General features: G+C 65.3%; 15 protein-coding genes. 9 read left to right on the top strand and 6 right to left on the bottom strand.

All coding sequences use genetic code 11. From position 1 onward, the window contains the following. Nucleotides 1–31 precede the first annotated feature (31 nt). Together AB7535_RS27395 and AB7535_RS27400 are read left to right on the top strand one after the other, a co-directional pair. Nucleotides 32–1240 (top strand): ABC transporter substrate-binding protein, encoded by a 1209-nt coding sequence (locus tag AB7535_RS27395; RefSeq protein WP_085399512.1) that lies wholly within the window; start codon nucleotides 32–34, stop codon nucleotides 1238–1240. 16 nt (nucleotides 1241–1256) lie between these two features. Next, nucleotides 1257–2435, top strand: a complete 1179-nt coding sequence (locus AB7535_RS27400) for a cytochrome P450 (RefSeq protein ID WP_085399513.1) — start codon at nucleotides 1257–1259, stop codon at nucleotides 2433–2435. 35 nt (nucleotides 2436–2470) lie between these two features. Here the strand turns inward: AB7535_RS27400 and AB7535_RS27405 are convergent, their stop codons facing one another. Next, nucleotides 2471–3199 carry a hypothetical protein gene (locus AB7535_RS27405; RefSeq protein ID WP_085399514.1) on the bottom strand — a complete coding sequence of 243 codons (729 nt, stop codon included), beginning with the start codon at nucleotides 3197–3199 and terminating at the stop codon, nucleotides 2471–2473. Nucleotides 3200–3487: 288 nt separating this feature from the next. Between AB7535_RS27405 and AB7535_RS27410 the strand changes: the two genes are divergently transcribed. Both AB7535_RS27410 and AB7535_RS27415 read left to right on the top strand, forming a co-directional pair. Continuing rightward, nucleotides 3488–4411, top strand: coding sequence for an ABC transporter ATP-binding protein (locus AB7535_RS27410; RefSeq protein WP_028147643.1), 924 nt, complete (start codon nucleotides 3488–3490; stop codon nucleotides 4409–4411). Further along, a complete protein-coding gene (locus AB7535_RS27415) occupies nucleotides 4408–5169 on the top strand; it encodes an ABC transporter permease (protein ID WP_028147642.1) in 762 nt (253 codons plus the stop codon). Before AB7535_RS27410 ends, AB7535_RS27415 begins: the two co-directional genes overlap by 4 nt. A gap of 108 nt (nucleotides 5170–5277) precedes the next feature. Here AB7535_RS27415 and AB7535_RS27420 read toward each other — a convergent pair whose 3' ends face one another. Further along, nucleotides 5278–5601, bottom strand: a complete 324-nt coding sequence (locus AB7535_RS27420) for a hypothetical protein (protein ID WP_085399515.1) — start codon at nucleotides 5599–5601, stop codon at nucleotides 5278–5280. Between the two features lie 327 nt (nucleotides 5602–5928). On the opposite strand from AB7535_RS27420, the gene AB7535_RS27425 reads away from it, so the two are divergent. Continuing rightward, nucleotides 5929–6708 carry a L,D-transpeptidase gene (locus AB7535_RS27425; protein ID WP_085399528.1) on the top strand — a complete coding sequence of 260 codons (780 nt, stop codon included), beginning with the start codon at nucleotides 5929–5931 and terminating at the stop codon, nucleotides 6706–6708. Nucleotides 6709–6710: 2 nt separating this feature from the next. Here the strand turns inward: AB7535_RS27425 and AB7535_RS27430 are convergent, their stop codons facing one another. Next, a complete protein-coding gene (locus tag AB7535_RS27430) occupies nucleotides 6711–7973 on the bottom strand; it encodes a hypothetical protein (protein ID WP_085399516.1) in 1263 nt (420 codons plus the stop codon). Nucleotides 7974–8105: 132 nt separating this feature from the next. On the opposite strand from AB7535_RS27430, the gene AB7535_RS27435 reads away from it, so the two are divergent. Continuing rightward, nucleotides 8106–9089 carry a glycerophosphodiester phosphodiesterase gene (locus AB7535_RS27435; protein WP_085399529.1) on the top strand — a complete coding sequence of 328 codons (984 nt, stop codon included), beginning with the start codon at nucleotides 8106–8108 and terminating at the stop codon, nucleotides 9087–9089. A 134-nt stretch (nucleotides 9090–9223) separates the two neighbouring features. Here AB7535_RS27435 and AB7535_RS27440 read toward each other — a convergent pair whose 3' ends face one another. Then, nucleotides 9224–11503, bottom strand: a complete 2280-nt coding sequence (locus AB7535_RS27440) for a spermidine synthase (RefSeq protein ID WP_085399517.1) — start codon at nucleotides 11501–11503, stop codon at nucleotides 9224–9226. 178 nt (nucleotides 11504–11681) lie between these two features. On the opposite strand from AB7535_RS27440, the gene AB7535_RS27445 reads away from it, so the two are divergent. Further along, entirely contained in the window at nucleotides 11682–13292 is a 1611-nt protein-coding gene (locus AB7535_RS27445; protein WP_085399518.1) for a phytoene desaturase family protein, read from the top strand. Nucleotides 13293–13580: 288 nt separating this feature from the next. Here the strand turns inward: AB7535_RS27445 and AB7535_RS27450 are convergent, their stop codons facing one another. Then, nucleotides 13581–13736: a Flp family type IVb pilin gene (locus tag AB7535_RS27450; protein ID WP_094183922.1), complete on the bottom strand. Its 156-nt coding sequence runs from the start codon at nucleotides 13734–13736 to the stop codon at nucleotides 13581–13583. A 163-nt stretch (nucleotides 13737–13899) separates the two neighbouring features. On the opposite strand from AB7535_RS27450, the gene AB7535_RS27455 reads away from it, so the two are divergent. Further along, complete coding sequence (locus AB7535_RS27455; RefSeq protein WP_085399519.1) at nucleotides 13900–14787, top strand: 50S ribosomal protein L11 methyltransferase; 888 nt, start codon at nucleotides 13900–13902, stop codon at nucleotides 14785–14787. A 73-nt stretch (nucleotides 14788–14860) separates the two neighbouring features. On the opposite strand, the gene AB7535_RS27460 is transcribed toward AB7535_RS27455, so the two are convergent. Next, a complete protein-coding gene (locus AB7535_RS27460) occupies nucleotides 14861–15040 on the bottom strand; it encodes a hypothetical protein (protein ID WP_028147633.1) in 180 nt (59 codons plus the stop codon). A 185-nt stretch (nucleotides 15041–15225) separates the two neighbouring features. Here AB7535_RS27460 and AB7535_RS27465 point away from each other — a divergent pair, with 185 nt between their 5' ends. Continuing rightward, nucleotides 15226–17052 (top strand): aminopeptidase P family protein, encoded by a 1827-nt coding sequence (locus AB7535_RS27465; protein ID WP_085399520.1) that lies wholly within the window; start codon nucleotides 15226–15228, stop codon nucleotides 17050–17052. Nucleotides 17053–17193 lie beyond the last annotated feature (141 nt).

Raw genomic sequence — 17193 nt, forward strand, 5'->3', positions numbered from 1 at the left:
CGGCACCAAGACCGCGCATGGGAGGGACACAATGAACAGCAAATTCCTGCACAAATTGTGCATTTTGGCCTCGATGCTGGTTGCCGCGCCGGGCTTTGCCCAGGATGCCGTGAAGATCGGCATCCTGAACGACCAATCCGGTCCGTTCGCGAGCTATCAGGGGATCGGCTCGGTCGTCGCCGCAAAAATGGCGGTCGAGGATTATGGCGGCAAGGCCGCCGGCAAGCCTGTCGAGGTCGTCGCGGCCGACCATCAGAACAAGACCGACATCGGGATCGGCATCGCCAGACGCTGGTACGAGAATGACGGCGTCGACGCGATCTTCGACATCCCCAACTCGTCGATCGCGCTCGCTGTCGCCGGCATGAGCGCCGAGAAGAACAAGGTCTTCGTCGGATCGGGCGCTGGCACGGTTCTGTTGACCGGCGAAAAATGCACGCCCAACACCGTGCACTGGACCTACGACACCTATGCCTACGGGCGCGGCCTCGGCAAGGCGATCGTGCAGCAGGGCGGCAAGAAGTGGTTCTTCATCACCGCCGACTACGCGTTCGGTCACGATCTGGAGAAGCAGGCCGCGGAGGCCGTGAAAGCGTCCGGCGGCGAGGTGCTCGGCAGCGTGCGGCATCCGCTGGGAACGGCTGACTACGCCTCCTTCCTGCTCCAGGCCCAGGCTTCGGGCGCGAACGTCGTCGGCTTCGCCAATGCCGGCGACGATACCATCACCTCGATGAAGCAGGCCGCCGAGTTCGGGCTGACCAAGGACCACAAGCTGGTCGGATTGATCCTGGGGATGAACGGCCTTCCCTCACTCGGACTGAAGTTTGCGCAGAGCGCGCAGATCATGAACCCGTTCTACTGGGATCTGAACGACGGCACGCGGGCTTTCGCCAAACGCTTCGCCGAGCGCATTCCCTCGAAGGCTTATCCCAACGACATGCAGGCCGGCGTCTATGCCTCGGTCATTCACTACCTCAAGGCGGTCGACAAGGTCGGCGGCGCCAAGGACGGCAAGGCCGTCGTCACCGCGATGAAGGAGATGCCGACGGACGATCCGCTGTTCGGCAAGGGCTACATCCGCAAGGACGGACGCAAGATCCACCCGCTCTATTTGCTCCAGGTCAAGGCGCCCGAGGAGTCGAATTCGGCCTGGGACCTGCTGAAGGTCGTCGCCACGATCAAGGGCGAGGACGCATTCCGCGCGGAGAGCGAAGGCAAGTGTCCGCTGACCACGCAATAACGGCCGGGAGCTGACCATGAGCGGCATTGCATCCAGTCCGATCGACCCGTTCGCGCCTGACTTCCTGATGGACCCCTATCCCGCCTATGAAGCGCTGCGCGCGCTCGGGCCTGCGTTCGCGCTGGAGCGGTATGGCGTGTGGGCCATGGCAGGCTATGCCGAAGTCGAGCCGGCCCTGAAGGACTGGAAGACGTTCATCAGCGGCGAGGGTGTCGGGCTTCACGGGATGAATCCTGCCCTGCCGAAACCGCTGACACTCCAGATCGATCCTCCCGATCATGACAAGGGCCGCCGCGTCCTCGGCCGCACCCTGTCACCGGGCGTCGCAAGGAAGCTGCGCGAGACGTTTCAGCTAGAAGCGGAGAAGAAGGTCTCGGAGCTGATCGACAAGGGCACCTTCGATGCCGTGGCCGATCTTGCGGAGGCCTATCCCATGAAAGTGTTTCCGGATGCGATCGGCATCCGGCCTGACGGCCGCGAGAAGCTGCTGGCCTGGAGCACGTTCGTGTTCGACAGCTTTGGCCCGGAGAACGTAATGCTGGCCGCATCGCGCAAGGCGGGCCTCGCCGCTCAGAGCTGGATCATGGAATGCTGCGCCCGGGACGCGTTGCAGCCCGACGGGCTGGGCATGATGATCTACCAGGCGGCCGACGACGGCGAGATCACCGAGCACGAAGCAACGCACCTGGTGCGGCCGTTCCTCACCGCCGGGATCGACACCACCGTCAATGGCATCGGGAATACCCTGCTGGCACTCGCCACGCATCCGGATGAATATCGCAAGCTGCACCACAAGCCGGAACTGGCGCGCAACGCCTTCGAGGAGGGGTTACGCTACGACTCACCGGTGCAGACGTTCTTTCGCACCACCTCGCGCGACGTCGAGATCGGCGACGGCGTGATCCCCGCGCACCGCAAGGTGCTGCTGTTCATGGCCTCCGCCAACCGCGATCCGGCGCGCTGGGACAAACCCGACCGCTTCGATGTCGAACGGAGTGCGACCGGACATGTCGGCTTCGGCGCCGGCATTCACGCCTGTGTCGGCCAGATGATTGCACGTCTGGAAGGCGAATTGATCTTCGGCGAGCTTGCAAGGCGCGTGAAGACCATCGAGCTCACGGCAGAGCCGAAACGCAGGCTCAACAATTCCCTGCGCGGACTGGAGAGCATCCCGGTCCGCGTGACCGCCGCTTAGGCGGCATCACGCGGTGCTGCGGGCGCGACGCGCCCTCAGTTCCTGGCCGGCGCCGTTGCCGCCGCGGAGCGTGCCTGCCGCGGGGCCCTGGGTGCGCCGGGTTCGGCGACCGGACCCGCCGGGGCGCGCGAGCGCAAGATGGCGGCGTCGATCTCGCCGATGACGCGGCGCTGGATCGCCTCGTTCTTGTCGATCGAGATGTGGCCGACGCCGGTGCCGCGGACGTCGACATTGTCGAGCTTGCCGCGGAGACCAGCCGCAGCGCGCACAGGCTCGCCGGGACCGTCGCCGATATAGATGTTGATGTAGCGTTCGGCGCCGGTCGACAGCCTGGTCTTGAATACGGAATCGAGGCCGATCGCTAGCTTCACGGGCACGCCGAGCTGGTTGAGCTTGGCGATCATGTCGGGCAGCGCGGTCGCGCCGGAGGAATGGCCGACCAGGACAATGGTCTTGACCCGACCGGCCCTGTAGTTGGCCGCGGCCTCATCAGCGAGCGAGGACCAGGACACGAAGTTCGCGACGGTCACCTGGACGCCCTGCGCCTGGAGGCGGGAGCCGATCGTATCGAGCCCGAGCGAGAAGATGTTGAGCACGCCGCGGAGCAGGTAGACATGGGTGGTCGCGGCCGCGGACTGGCTCGGCGCCGCCCTGGCGGTGGACGGGCTAATGGCAACAGCTGACAGCAGGAGCAGGCAGATCGCCCACACACGGAGGGCGGGCAACTGGCTGGCGCCGGCGGTGTGACGGCCGTTCGGTCTCATCTCGATGTTTTCCCTGGGGACGATACGCTTTGCGATTGGCCGGAATCGTAGCCACGGCCTGCTCGCAGACGCAACAAAGAGGCGCGTGAGCGGCAATCTTAGCCACAAGCCGTGACCCTCGCGCAACACTTGCCCGGAACCTGCCACCGAAGGGACTGTTTTGAGACCATTTTTCTCCGGCCAATTGCGGCCGGGCAAGTGCATTCCTATTTCAGGGCTCCGCTGACCTCCTCCCGGACGGTTCCAGCCTCCCCTCCCCAGTCTTTACCTTTCAGCCCTGCGGCCATCATGTCCTCCATCATTTCCGTCGCCAATTTGTCGAAGACCTATGGGTCCGGCTTCAAGGCGCTCAAGAACGTCAATCTCGACATCAAGCGCGGCGAGATTTTCGCGCTGCTCGGCCCCAACGGCGCCGGCAAGACCACGCTGATCTCGATCATCTGCGGCATCGCCAACCCAAGCGAAGGCACGGTCCTCGTCGGCGGCGAGAACATCCAGACCTCGTACCGCAAGGCCCGCTCGCTGATCGGCCTCGTGCCCCAGGAATTGCACACCGACGCCTTCGAGAGCGTGTGGGCGACGGTGAGCTTCTCCCGCGGCCTGTTCGGCAAGCCGAAGAACCCCGCCCATATCGAGAAGGTGCTGAAGGACCTCTCGCTCTGGGACAAGAAGGACAACAAGATCATCACGCTCTCCGGCGGCATGAAGCGCCGCGTGATGATCGCGAAGGCGCTGTCGCACGAGCCGCAGATCCTGTTCCTGGACGAGCCGACCGCCGGCGTCGACGTCGAGCTGCGCAAGGGCATGTGGGAGGTGGTGCGCACCCTGCAGCAATCCGGCGTCACCATCATCCTGACCACGCATTACATCGAGGAAGCCGAGGAGATGGCCGACCGCATCGGCGTCATCAACAAGGGCGAGATCGTGCTGGTCGAGGACAAGGCGACGTTGATGGAGAAGCTCGGCAAGAAGCGGTTGACGCTGCATCTGCAGGGCAAGGTCACGACGCTGCCGGACAGCCTCAGCCATTACGAACTCGACGTCTGCGACGGCGGCGCGACGCTCGTCTACGACTACGACACCAAGGGCGAGCGCACCGGCATCACCAGCCTGCTCAGCGACCTCCGCAACGCCGGCATCCGCTTCAACGATCTCGACACGACGCAATCGTCGCTCGAGGACATCTTCGTCGACCTCGTGAGGACGTCATGAATCATCGCGCCATCCGCGCCATCTATCTGTTCGAAATGGCGCGCACCTGGCGTACGCTGCTGCAAAGCATCGTCTCGCCTGTCGTCTCGACCTCGCTCTATTTCGTGGTGTTCGGTGCCGCGATCGGCTCGCGCATCAGCCAGGTCGAGGGCGTCAGCTACGGCACCTTCATCGTGCCGGGCCTGATCATGCTCTCGGTGCTGACACAGAGCATCGCCAACGCTTCCTTCGGCATCTACTTTCCGAAATTCACCGGCACGATCTACGAAATCCTGTCAGCGCCAATTTCCTATGGCGAGATCGTGCTCGGCTATGTCGGCGCCGCCGCGACGAAGTCGATCATTCTCGGCCTGATCATTCTCGCCACTGCCGGCCTGTTCGTGCCGCTGCACATCCATCATCCGGTCTGGATGCTGACCTTCCTGGTGCTGACGGCAGTGACGTTCAGCCTGTTCGGCTTCATCATCGGCATCTGGGCCGACGGCTTCGAAAAGCTCCAGATGATCCCGATGCTGGTGGTGACGCCGCTGACCTTCCTCGGCGGCAGCTTCTATTCCATCGACATGCTGCCGGCAGGCTGGCGCACCGTGGCGCTGCTGAACCCGGTCGTCTATCTGATCTCGGGCTTCCGCTGGAGCTTCTACGAGATTGCGGATGTCAGCGTGTCCGTCAGCATCTGCATGACGACGGCGTTCCTGGTGATCTGCCTCGCCGTGATCTGGTGGATTTTCCGCACGGGCTACCGGCTGAAGAACTGACCGCAGATCCGTAGCCCGGATGGAGCGCAGCGAAATCCGGGACGAGCGTCACCTCACGCACCAGCGGCCCCGGATTGCGCTTCGCTCCATCCGGGCTACGGCGCTACCTCACCTGTAGCAGTGGAAGCGATGGTAGCCGTCATAGTAGCCGCGGCAGCGGTAATGGCGGTGATGCGGAATGCCGAACACGCCCTCCACCGCACCCACGGCCCCTCCAACACCGGCGCCGACCGCGCCGCCAACGACGCCACCGACAGGCCCGGCAATCCGGTTGCCTTCATAGGAGCCCTCCTGGGCGCCGCGCACGATGCCCTGGGCGTGGCCGGCTTGCGGCAGCGACAACAGCGCGAGCAGGATGGCGGTGGCTGCGAACAGCAGGCGGACGGGCAAACCGGCCGGCAATTGCGCGGCGGCGATACGGGCTTTGTTCATCTTCGGTCCCAAGGGAATTAAAGGGGAGAGGGCAGCGGAAGCCGCCCGTCGAGGGCAGCCACAATCAACGCCTGAAGCGGCCGAATGGTTGCGCCTTTGTGACGAATTGTCGGCGTTGTGACTGCTTGGCACGCTCGCGAAAATGTCAGCGCCACCGCCAGCCACGCGGCACAAAGCGGCCTTGCTTACGCCCGGCATCGCGTTAACGATGGAGGGGCAGCCCGCTGGAACGAAAGCCGGATTGCAGGCATATTGCACGCCGGGGGACGGAGAGCCGCGGCGCCTAGCGTGAACAGGCCGGAGGCCAGAACTCAAATGCGTTTCCAGATGCGTTCTTTTTTCATCGCTTTTTCCTCATTGATGTTTTTGAGCGCGGGCACCGCGCAGGCCAAGGTCGAGATCACCGTCGACAAGGACAATCAGCAGATGACCGTCGCCGTCGACGGCGTCGCGCGCTATCACTGGCCGGTGTCGACCGGCATCCCCTCGCGCGAAACGCCGGGCGGCGCCTTCCGCGCCTTCCGCATGGAAGAGGATCACTACTCCAAGGAATTCGACGACGCGCCGATGCCGCACGCGATCTTCTTCACCAAGGTCGGGCACGCCATCCACGGCACCGACTCGGTCGGCCGCCTCGGCTCGCCGGCGTCGCACGGCTGCGTGCGACTGTCGCGCCAGAATGCCTCGACGCTCTATGCGCTGGTGCAGCAGCAGGGCGTGCTCAACACCACGGTGACGCTGACCGGCTCGGCCCAGGTGGCTCTGGCCCGCAACCCGCGCGGCCGCAACCCCACAGCAGTGGCCCGCGCGCCGCAGCCGGCCGAAGAGCAGTACGCCACTTCAGGCGATCCCGTGAATCTCGCACCGCCGGCGCAGCCCGCCCGCCGCTACATGCCGCAGGACGACAATTACATCTACCCGGCCGACGGCAGCGACACCGGCACGCGCTATCCCGCGCCGCGCTCGGCCAGCCGTCCGCTCTATGACGCACAGGTCTACCAACAGCAGCAGCCGCAGCAGTACTACAATCAAGGCTACGGCCAGCAGGGCTACTATCAGCCACAGCCCCGGCAATACTATCAGCCGCGCGGTTACTATCAGAACTGACGCTACCGGAACGCGGCGTTGCCGCGTTCGACGATCTTTCGCGCAGCATCGACGAAGGCGCGCGCGACCGGCTCGAGGATCTCGGGCCCGGTCGCGGCGAGATCATCCGACGGCGTATGAAACGTCCGATGGCGCCCGGCCATGCCGAGGAAATTGGCGTAGCCCGCCGCATGCACGTCGCGCAGCTCACCGACCGCCTGCTTCTCCGTCACCAGACGCTTGGCCTCGACTTTTGCAAAAGCCTCGTCGGTCAGCGCGACGGCGGATTTGCTCAGCACGAGATAACGCTCTTGCTCGGGCCGATCGGTGCGCGCGCCTTCCGCGAAGGCATAGCAGGCGTTCGACGAACCGAAATGAATCCACGCCAGCGTGTCCTTCGGTGCCGGCGCTCCGTGCTTCAAAAACAGCTCCATGCCGCCATGGCCGATCTCGTGGCCGGCGGTGGCGATGAACACAAGATGCGCCGGCCATTTCTCGGCGGCGACGGTGCGCGCCAGCGCGAGAAAATTGGCGATGCCGGGGCCGCGCTCGCAGACGCACGAGTACCAGCCGGTCATCGGCGTGGAGACGACGATGACCGGCCCACGGCCGGCCCCGATCTCGGCGATGACGTTGCGGCCAACAACATCGCGCTCGTAATGGCCCTTGACGTCAAAGGTCACAGGCGCACCTGAGGCGAGCGCGCGCTCGAACACCGCTCGCGACGCCGCGCCGACCACGATCACCGGCACGGGCCAGGGTGCATCCTCCTGCGTGACGTTATAGGCGAAGCGGTCGTCGGCGGGATTGCCGATCATCAGCAGGATGGCCGCCGGCTTCCTTGCCGCGGCTTCCTCGATCGCCGCACGATGGGTCGGCCCCAGATAGGCGCCCCGATCGAACGGCAGATCGAGCAGAAGGATCCTGCCGGTAACATCGCCGTCGCGCGCGAGCGGCGCGGCGAGATGGAAGCTGGCCTTGTCCTCCGGCGGCCACCAGAATGGCGTCGCCTCGACAGAGATGCCGGCGGCTTCGGCGCTGGCCCGCTCGACGACATATTGCCGCCCGAGCACGACGGGCTGGAAGCTGATTTCGAAACCCGCCTGCTTCATCTCGCCGGCGATCCAGTCGGCCGTCGCGCGATCGCCCGCCGAGCTGAAGCGGTGCAGACCGAAGGACGCATAGCGCGCCACATCTTCGTAGAGGCTCGCACCCGAGAGCACATCCTTGGCTAGCGCCTGTCCGACCATGAGAATCGCCATCGTTGCGATGAAGATAAGCCGCATATGAATGGCTCCCTTTTTTGAGAGCCAGTTTCCGCCTTCCCCGGCCGCCGTCAAGCACCTGTCGACCACGAAGCTGGACGAACCGGGCGAAGATTTCATAAGCTCCTCTTTTCACTTGGGCTGCGAACCTTGATGCCGTCACGTGCCGCGACAATCCTGATCGTGCTCTCGGTTCTCATTGCGGGACGAGCCATGGCCTTTGATCTCGAAGCGCATCGCGGCGGGCGCGCGCTGTTGCCGGAAAACACCCTGCCGGCCTTCGCCAACGCGCTGTCGATGGGCGTGGACACGCTGGAGCTCGACGTCGGCGTGACCGCGGATGGCGAGGTCATCATCTCGCATGAACGCGGGCTCAATCCCGACCTCGCGCGCGATGCAGGCGGCGCCTATGTCGCCGCGCCCGGCACACCGTTCGTGAAGCTGCGGCTCGAAGAGGTCAGGGCCTATGACGTCGGCCAGATCCGCCCCGACAGTTCCTACGCGAAGCAATTCCCCGACCAGCGGGCCGTGCCGGGGACACGCGTTCCCACCCTGGGCGAGCTGTTCGCGCTGGTACGCAAGGCCGGCAACACGCGCGTGCGTTTCAATATCGAGACCAAGATCGATCCAAACCATCCGGACGAGTCGCTCGATCCGCAAGGCTTTGTCGCAAAGCTGCTCGGGCTGATCGAGGCCGAGAGATTGTCCGATCGCGTCATGATCCAGTCGTTCGACTGGCGGACCCTGCTGCTCGTCCAGCAACAGGCGCCCAACATTCCGACGGTCTACCTGACGCTCCAGCGCGGCTCGGGCCAGACGGTGGCGTTGGACAAGGCGACGAACTGGACGGCGGGTTTCAGCCCGGCCGATCACGGCGGCTCGCTGCCGCGGACGATCAAGGCTGCGGGCGGCGCGGTCTGGTCGCCCTATTTCGGCGATGTAACCGAGGCGGTCGTCTCGGAGGCACACACGCTCGGACTGCGCATCGTGGTCTGGACCGTCAACAAGCGCGAGGACATGGCGCGCATGATCGAGCTCGGCGTCGACGGCATCATCTCGGACAGGCCGGACCTGCTGCGGCAAGTCGCGGGCGAGAAGGGAATTGCATTGCCGGCGGGAACGCCGGTCGTGCCGTGAAGTCTATCCGCCGTCATGGCCGGGCTTGTCCCGGCCATCCACGTGTTGCGGCATCGTCGGAAGAACGTGGATGCCCGGGACAAGCCCGGGCATGACGACCTCTCGTAAATCTGCGCGCCGTACCTTTGGCGTCCCTACTCCCCATCCCGCAGACGCCGGTACAGCGCGCCCAAAATATTGGAATAATCATCCGTCCAGACCCGCACCCGGTCGTCGGCTTCGGTCTGCTCCCATGACTTGGAGGAGGCGAGCCGGCCGACGTCGGCCTCCTCGCGCGCGGAGATGACGACGTCGGTCGAGAAGATGTAGTCCCCGTCGCGTCCGGAATCCTCGTTGAAGACCCAGCTCTTCAGATCGTTGGCATCGGCGATGCCGACCACGACGGTCTCGAGATCGAGGTGCCGGTTGGAGACGTGCATCACCACGGCACCGTGCGGCGCCAGCTTGTCCTTGTAGATATTCATCGCCTCTTCGGTGGCGAGATGAATCGGGATCGCATCCGACGAATAGGCGTCGACGATGATCAGGTCATAAGCGCCGTCGGGCTCTTTCGCGAAGGTGAGGCGAGCATCGCCGATCACCGGCTTCAGGCCCGGCATGCAGCTCGATATGTAGCGAAAGTTCTTCGGGTCGCTCGCCGCGTCGACCATGGACTGGTCGATCTCGAAGAAGGTCCAGCTTTCGCCGGGCTCGGCGGCACAGGCGAGCGTGCCCGATCCGACGCCGATTGCAGCGACCTTCAGCGGCGCGCCCTTGCGCTCGCGGAGCGCGGTGATGGCCTGACCGATCCCGCCGTCCTTGTGATAGTAGGTGATCGGCTCGGGCCGGCCGACGACCGGCGTGCCGTCATTGTTGCGGAAGCGCTCGGCGCCGTGGATCGTGGTGCCGTGCATCAGCACATGGAAATAGCCGCCGGGCGTCACCACGATCTTGTGCACGCCGAAGAAGCTGCGCACCGTCGTGACGCGGCCTTCGTCCGCCGGATAGACGCGGATCAACGCCAGCGCGAGCGCGGCGGTGGCGAAGATCTTCCAGCGGCTGGCGTTGAGCGCGAGCGCCAGAAGTGCTGCGAGCACGCCGACGGCCCCCGCGACCCAGACGCGATGATCCTCGAACCAGGTCGAGAGATCGCCGGTCATGTAAGACGGCGCGACCAGCGCCACCGCAAGCACGGCGAGTGCCAGCCAGTACCATCTGACGATACCCGCCAGCCGCTCGTTCGCCGGCGGCCGGCACAGCGCGGCGAGCGCGACCAGGATCGGGTATTCGGCGATCCAGGAGAAGGTGAATGGAGCAACGAGGCCGGCAAAGAGTCCACCGACCATGCCGCCGAACGACAGCGCGACATAGAAGCCCGTGAGATATTTGGCGGCCGGGCGTGTCCGCGCCAGCTCGCCATGGCAGGCCATGGCGATGACGAAGAAGCACAATTGGTGGCCGCCGAGGGTCAGCAGCAGATTCTGTTCGCCGCCGAACGCCAGCAGGACGATGACGCCCGCGATCGCGACCGGCTGGAGCATCAGCATCCATTTGTGCGGCAGCAGCGGCCGCGACTGGAACACCACCACCCAAGTGAGTAGATACAGCGACAGCGGCAGCACCCAGAGCAACGGCGCCGCCGCGACGTCGGTCGAGATGTGCGCCGTGACGGCGATCAGCAGCCCGGACGGCACCGCGGCGAGGAAGATCCAGCGCAGCCGCGTCACGAAGCCTGGCGCCGGCGCATTGATGTCCTCGGTTTTTGCGTCGACCACGGCCAGCTTCGGCGAACGCAGCAGCAGCACGCCGCAGGCGGCGATCAGGAGGATCAGGAGGCCATAGCCAAGGGTCCAGAACCGGTTCTGCGTGTGCAGCGTGAAAATCGGCTCCAGCAGGAACGGATAGGACAACAGCGCGAGGAAGCTGCCGATGTTGGAGGATGCATAGAGGAAATAGGGATCGTGTCCGGCAGGATGGCCGGTGCGGACGAACCAGGCCTGCAGCAGCGGATTGTTGGCGGCGAGCGCGAAGAACGGCAGGCCGATCGAGACCACGAACAGGCCGAGCAGCCAGAACGCATAGCCCGACGCCGGTGGCTCGCCATAGGCGGTGGCGATGCCGAGCGGCAGCGTGGCGAAGGCCAGCGCCAGCAACACGAGATGCACCACCACGGGAACGATCCGGCTCCTGATCTGCATCAAGAGATGCGCATAGGCATAGCCCGCCAGCAGCAGCGACTGGAAGAACACCATCGCCACCGACCACACTGCCGGCGAGCCGCCGAGCCGCGGCAGCACCATCTTGGCGAACAGCGGCTGCACCGAGAACAGCAAGAGCGCACTGACGAAGATCGCGGCAGTATAGACCGTCAGCAGCAGCCGGTTGCGCGACGAGGAGGGCTGCTCCGTGGCGGCGGGTTGCACGATCGAATCCATGGAAGCTCCGGCTTAAACCCCGGCGGGCGCCGGACGCGCGCAATGGAGCACAAGGCGCATGAACGGGCAATAAAGGGTCTCGTGATGTTGCAGCGACGATTGCTTGATATACAGATGTCATTCCGGGTCTGGTCTTTCGGACCATCCCGGAAAGACCGCGGAACATTTTGAATCCTTCATGAGCGAAACCGACGTCATCATCATCGGCGCTGGCCATAACGGCCTCACCTGCGCGGCCTATCTCGCGATGGCGGGCCTGCGCGTGCGCGTCGTCGAGCGCCGCAAGGTGGTCGGCGGGGCCGCGGTCACGGAGGAGTTTCACCCCGGATTCCGCAACTCGGTCGCGGCCTACACGGTGAGCCTGCTCAATCCGCAGGTGATCCGCGACTTGGGGCTCACTGAACAGGGCCTGCGGATCGTCGAGCGGCGCGCCCAGAATTTCCTGCCCGCGCCCGACGGCAGCTATCTGCTCACCGGCGAGGGGCGGACGAAGGAATCCGTCGCGCGGCTGAGCACGCACGACGCAAGCGCGCTGGACGGGTTCTCGCGCGAGCTGGAAGACATCGCCGACGTGCTGCGGCAATTCGTGCTGCGTGCGCCGCCGAACCTGCTTGACGGTTTTGGCACGAACGCGATCCGCGAAGCGGTGAACGCGTTGCAGAGCGCCAACATCCTGCGTGGGTTGACGCTGGAGCAAAGCCGCAGCCTGCTCGATCTCTTCACCCGCTCGGCCGGCGAGATACTGGACGAGCGCTTCGAGCACGATCTGGTCAAGGCGCTGTTCGGCTTCGATGCCATCGTCGGCAATTATGCCAGTCCGTACGCGGCGGGCTCGGCCTATGTGATGCTGCACCACGCCTTCGGCGAGGTGAATGGCAAGAAGGGCGTCTGGGGCCACGCCATCGGCGGCATGGGGGCGATCACGCAGGCGATGGCGCGCGTCGCGCAGGGCCGCGGCGTCACGATCGACACGGATGCGGGTGTGCGCGAGATCATCGTCGAGCGCGACCGCGCGGTGGGCGTAGTGCTGGACAACGGCACCTCCATCCGCGCGAAATATGTCGCGGCCAACGTCAATCCAAAGCTGCTCTACACGCGGCTGATCGCGGCCGACGCGCTGCCCCCGGACTTCCTCGCGCGCATCCGGCACTGGAAGAACGGCTCCGGCACCTTCCGCATGAATGTGGCGCTGGACCGCCTGCCCTCCTTCACCGCGCTCCCGGGCGACGGCGATCACCTCACCTCCGGCATCATCCTCGCGCCAAGCCTCGGCTACCTGGACCGCGCCTATCTCGACGCGCGCGCGCTGGGCTGGAGCCGGGAGCCTGTCGTCGAAATGCTGATCCCCTCCACGCTCGACGACACGCTCGCACCGGCGGACAAACACGTCGCGAGCCTGTTCTGCCAACACGTCGCGCCCGAACTGCCCGACGGAAAGTCCTGGGACGACCATCGCGAGGAGGTCGCCGATCTCATGATCGCGACGGTGGACAAATACGCACCTGGCTTTGCGGCAAGCGTGCTTGGCCGCCAGATCCTCTCCCCGCTCGACCTCGAACGGCAATTCGGCCTGCTGGGAGGCGACATCTTCCACGGCGCGCTGACGCTGAACCAGCTGTTCTCGGCGCGGCCGATGCTGGGCCATGCCGACTATCGCGGGCCCCTGAAGGGCCTCTATCATTGCGGCTCCGGCGCCCACCCCGGCGGCGGCGTCACCGGCGCGCCCGGCCACAACGCCGCACAGGCGATTTTGAGGGATCACCGCTCGCTGTTCGGAAGCCGTGGATAGGTCTGTGGAAAGGGCTGTGGACAGGCTGTTGGCAGGGCTGTGAGAAAGCAGTGGGTCGCCTGCGCGCGGCAGGCCCGGCGCGCCCCGTACAAGGCGGTGGAAAAGCTGGGGACGAGTGGCGGGATAAAGCCGTGGACAACTTGGGGGAAACGAGTGGAAGGCCTGTGGGCATTTCCGGGCCGCCCCCCAAAACGACCTCGCCCGCCGGGGGCAACTCCCCGTGCGGGCGATCGTCAGGTAACAGCCTCTAAAGAAAAACAGCCCCCGCCAGGAAATGGGAGGCGGAAATTACTTCAAGGAACTGCTAATCGAACCGAACTTGTCGTTCAAGCTGGTGCCCAGGCTGTTCACCACGGTGATGATCGCCAGCGCGATGCCCGCTGCGATCAGGCCGTATTCGATCGCGGTTGCACCGGATTCGTCCGACCAGAACTTCAAAACCATGCTCTTCAAGACTCGCCTCCGTTTCAATTCCAAGGTGCGTTGGCTGGATCCAACACCCGGAAATCTACGGGATACAACCTGCAGTCAGGTTAAATCGGAACCTGCAAGTTATGCGGAAAATTGGGAACAAAAGTTCCAAAAATTGAACTGACGGAACCCTAGAATGCAGCTTTCTCCCACTCATCGCGCCTGCTTTTCGATCGGCACCGAGGCCGCGGCCAAGCGCGTCGTCGACGTGCTCACGGAGGTCTTTTTCGACGGCGATGCGGCGGTCGCCGCCTTCGAACGGCCGGACGGACAGTGGGACGTCACGCTCCATTTCGCCGAGGCGCCCGATCAGGCATGGCTGCGGGAACTCATTGTAACTTCGGCAGGAAACGAGATCGCGGACACGCTCATCTTCGACATTGTCGAGGCCAAGGACTGGGTCAAGGCGAGCCTCGAAGATCTCGTCCCGGTGCCGGCCGGGCGCTTCGTCGTGCACGGCAGCCACGACCGCGACCGCGTCGCGCCGAACAAGCTTGCCATCGAGATCGAGGCAGCGCTCGCCTTCGGCACCGGCCACCACGGCACCACACGCGGCTGTTTACTGTTGCTTGACCACGTCCTGAAGAGTTCCCGGCCGAGGAGCCTGCTCGACCTCGGCACCGGCACCGGCGTGCTGGGCATCGCCGCAGCGAAGGCGCTGCATCGCGCGGTGCTCGCCTCCGACATCGACCCGCCGTCGGTGCGGGTGGCGGCAGAGAACGCGACACTGAACCACGTCGGCAACCAGGTGCGGGTGATCCGCGCAACCGGATTTGCCGCACCGGACTTTGCCAGATGCGGCCCGTTCGACCTGGTCCTGGCCAACATCCTTGCCAATCCGTTAAGGCAATTGGCCGGCCCGATGGCGCGGCACCTCGCGCCCGGCGCGCGCGTCATCCTTTCGGGCCTCTTGACCCACCAGGCCCCCGCCGTGATCGCCGCCTACCGCGCACGCGGCCTCGTGCCGCTGCGGCACCTGCGGATCGAGGGGTGGAGCAGCTTGTTGCTGAGGAAGATGGGGTAAGGCCAGCGTAGGTGCCGTCGGGTGGGCAAAGCGACTTGTCCGCCATAGCTCGAAGAGCGACGGCGGAACACCACTACTCCGCCGGCTTCTCGTCCCGGCGCGTCGCGCGCTTGCCCTGCAAGGCGCGCCTGGCGCGGCGCTCGGCGAAACGGTCGATCATCTGGCTGATGAGGCCGCGCGGCTTCTTCGGTGTCGTTGCGGCCGGGGCGCGGTGGGCCGGCGGCGAAATCTTCTCAAACATGAACGCTGGCATCGTGTGTCCCCTCGCCGTTGAGATGAACCACCCGCTCGAATTTCCCTGTTATCCGGACGAAGCGCAACTGCTGCATCCTGTACTCCACTCAATTCGAATGGACCATTTTCAAGCACGGTCCGTGCCAGATGCGACCCCAAATGCGTCTACATTGCGGACTGATCCTCATGATCCTAAACTGAGCCATGTTCGAAGCACACTTCCAGACATTCGAGGAGCCCGAGGCCGGCGTCGCATTGACGGCGCGCCTGGCCGCGCTCCGTGAAGAACTCGCCCGCCGCAAGCTGACCGGCTTCGTCGTTCCGCGCGCCGATCAGCAGCAGAACGAGTATGTGCCCCCCTCGGAAGAGCGGCTGGCCTGGCTGACCGGCTTTACCGGTTCCGCAGGATTGGCGGTGGTGCTGACGCATGAGGCCGCGGTCTTCGTCGACGGCCGCTACACGATCCAGGCGGCCAAGCAGGTCGACGCAAAGGCCTGGGCGGTGGAATCGCTGATCGATCCGCCGCCGGAGAGCTGGGTATCGACGCACCTGAAGGCCGGCGACCGCCTCGGATTTGATCCGTGGCTGCACACTTCTTCGGCAGCCGAGCGCCTCGCCGCCGCCTGCGCCAAGGCCGGCGCCGAGCTGATCGCCGTCGACAGCAACCCGGTCGACGCGATCTGGCAGGACCGGCCGCAGCCGCCGCTGGCCCCTGTCGCCGTGCACAGCCTGCAAAATGCCGGGGTCGCCGAGGCCGAGAAGATCACGCAAATCAAAAGCGAGATCGCCAAGCTCGGCGTCGACGCGCTGGTGCTCTCCGACAGCCACGCCGTGGCCTGGACCTTCAACATCCGCGGCGCCGACGTCGCCCATACGCCACTGCCGCTGTCCTACGCGCTGGTGCCGAAGGACGGCCGGCCGACCGTGTTCATCGACCACCGAAAACTCTCCAATTTGACCCGCGACCATCTGGAACAGTCCGCCGACGTGCGCGAGCCCGATGCGATGGCACCGACGCTGATGGCGCTCGCCAAGAGCGGCGCCGCGATCGCACTCGACAATGCCACCGCGGCCGACGCGCTCAGCCGGCTGATCGCAAGCGCCGGCGGCAAGCCGGTGCGCGGCAGCGATCCGATTGCGCTGCTCAAGGCCGTCAAGAACGCGACCGAGATCAAGGGCACACGGACGGCGCATCGCCGCGACGCCGTGGCGCTGGCGCGCTTCCTCGCCTTCGTCGACCGCGAGGCATCAAGCGGCAAGCTGACCGAGATCGACGCGGTCGAAGCGCTTGAGACGTTCCGCCGCGACACCGGCGCGCTGAAGGACGTCTCGTTCCCGACCATATCAGGCACCGGCCCGAACGGCGCCATCGTGCACTACCGCGTCACCCGCAAGAGCAACCGGCGCATCGCGCCGGGCGACCTGCTGCTGATCGATTCCGGTGCGCAATATGAAGACGGCACCACCGACGTCACCCGTACCATGGCCGTGGGCGAGCCGACGGAGGAGATGCGCGACCGCTTCACCCGGGTACTGCGCGGCCACATCGCGATCGCGCGCGCGGTGTTTCCCGACGGCACGACCGGCGCGCAGCTCGACACGCTGGCGCGGCAATATCTCTGGGCCGCCGGCGTCGATTTCGAGCACGGCACCGGCCACGGCGTCGGCAGCTATCTCAGTGTGCACGAAGGACCGGCGCGGATCTCGAAGCTCGGCACGACGCCGCTGAAACGCGGCATGATCCTCTCCAACGAGCCCGGTTATTACAAGACCGACGGCTTCGGCATCCGCATCGAGAACCTCGAGCTGGTGGTCGCCGCCGACATCGAGGGTGCCGAGAAGCCGATGAACGCGTTCGAGACGCTGACCCTGGCGCCGATCGACCGGCGCCTGGTCGATGTCGCGATGCTGGGCAAGGACGAGCTCGACTGGCTCAATGCCTACCACGCGCGCGTCCGCGCCGAGGTGCGGCCGGCACTGGACGAGGCGACGAAGGCCTGGCTCGATCAGGCCACGGCGGAACTGACGTAGAGCTCGGCCTGCGGGGCACGATGCATAGCTCTACGCGATTTGCGCAACGCTGTTTCCCCACCCATCGCTGTCATTCCCCGCGAAAGCGGGGAATCCAGTATTCCAGAGACAGCAAACGCATGCGGAAAGGCCGCGGCGTAC

Origin of the sequence: Bradyrhizobium sp. 956_D2_N1_4, assembly GCF_052076025.1 — a bacterium.
GTDB lineage: Bacteria > Pseudomonadota > Alphaproteobacteria > Rhizobiales > Xanthobacteraceae > Bradyrhizobium > Bradyrhizobium barranii.

Coding starts and splice junctions, on each gene's coding strand:
- AB7535_RS27395 (WP_085399512.1), top strand. CDS start 32: ATGAACAGCAAATTCCTGCACAAATTGTGCATTTTGGCCTCGATGCTG.
- AB7535_RS27400 (WP_085399513.1), top strand. CDS start 1,257: ATGAGCGGCATTGCATCCAGTCCGATCGACCCGTTCGCGCCTGACTTC.
- AB7535_RS27405 (WP_085399514.1), bottom strand. CDS start 3,199: ATGAGACCGAACGGCCGTCACACCGCCGGCGCCAGCCAGTTGCCCGCC.
- AB7535_RS27410 (WP_028147643.1), top strand. CDS start 3,488: ATGTCCTCCATCATTTCCGTCGCCAATTTGTCGAAGACCTATGGGTCC.
- AB7535_RS27415 (WP_028147642.1), top strand. CDS start 4,408: ATGAATCATCGCGCCATCCGCGCCATCTATCTGTTCGAAATGGCGCGC.
- AB7535_RS27420 (WP_085399515.1), bottom strand. CDS start 5,601: ATGAACAAAGCCCGTATCGCCGCCGCGCAATTGCCGGCCGGTTTGCCC.
- AB7535_RS27425 (WP_085399528.1), top strand. CDS start 5,929: ATGCGTTCTTTTTTCATCGCTTTTTCCTCATTGATGTTTTTGAGCGCG.
- AB7535_RS27430 (WP_085399516.1), bottom strand. CDS start 7,973: ATGCGGCTTATCTTCATCGCAACGATGGCGATTCTCATGGTCGGACAG.
- AB7535_RS27435 (WP_085399529.1), top strand. CDS start 8,106: ATGCCGTCACGTGCCGCGACAATCCTGATCGTGCTCTCGGTTCTCATT.
- AB7535_RS27440 (WP_085399517.1), bottom strand. CDS start 11,503: ATGGATTCGATCGTGCAACCCGCCGCCACGGAGCAGCCCTCCTCGTCG.
- AB7535_RS27445 (WP_085399518.1), top strand. CDS start 11,682: ATGAGCGAAACCGACGTCATCATCATCGGCGCTGGCCATAACGGCCTC.
- AB7535_RS27450 (WP_094183922.1), bottom strand. CDS start 13,736: ATGGTTTTGAAGTTCTGGTCGGACGAATCCGGTGCAACCGCGATCGAA.
- AB7535_RS27455 (WP_085399519.1), top strand. CDS start 13,900: ATGCAGCTTTCTCCCACTCATCGCGCCTGCTTTTCGATCGGCACCGAG.
- AB7535_RS27460 (WP_028147633.1), bottom strand. CDS start 15,040: ATGCCAGCGTTCATGTTTGAGAAGATTTCGCCGCCGGCCCACCGCGCC.
- AB7535_RS27465 (WP_085399520.1), top strand. CDS start 15,226: ATGTTCGAAGCACACTTCCAGACATTCGAGGAGCCCGAGGCCGGCGTC.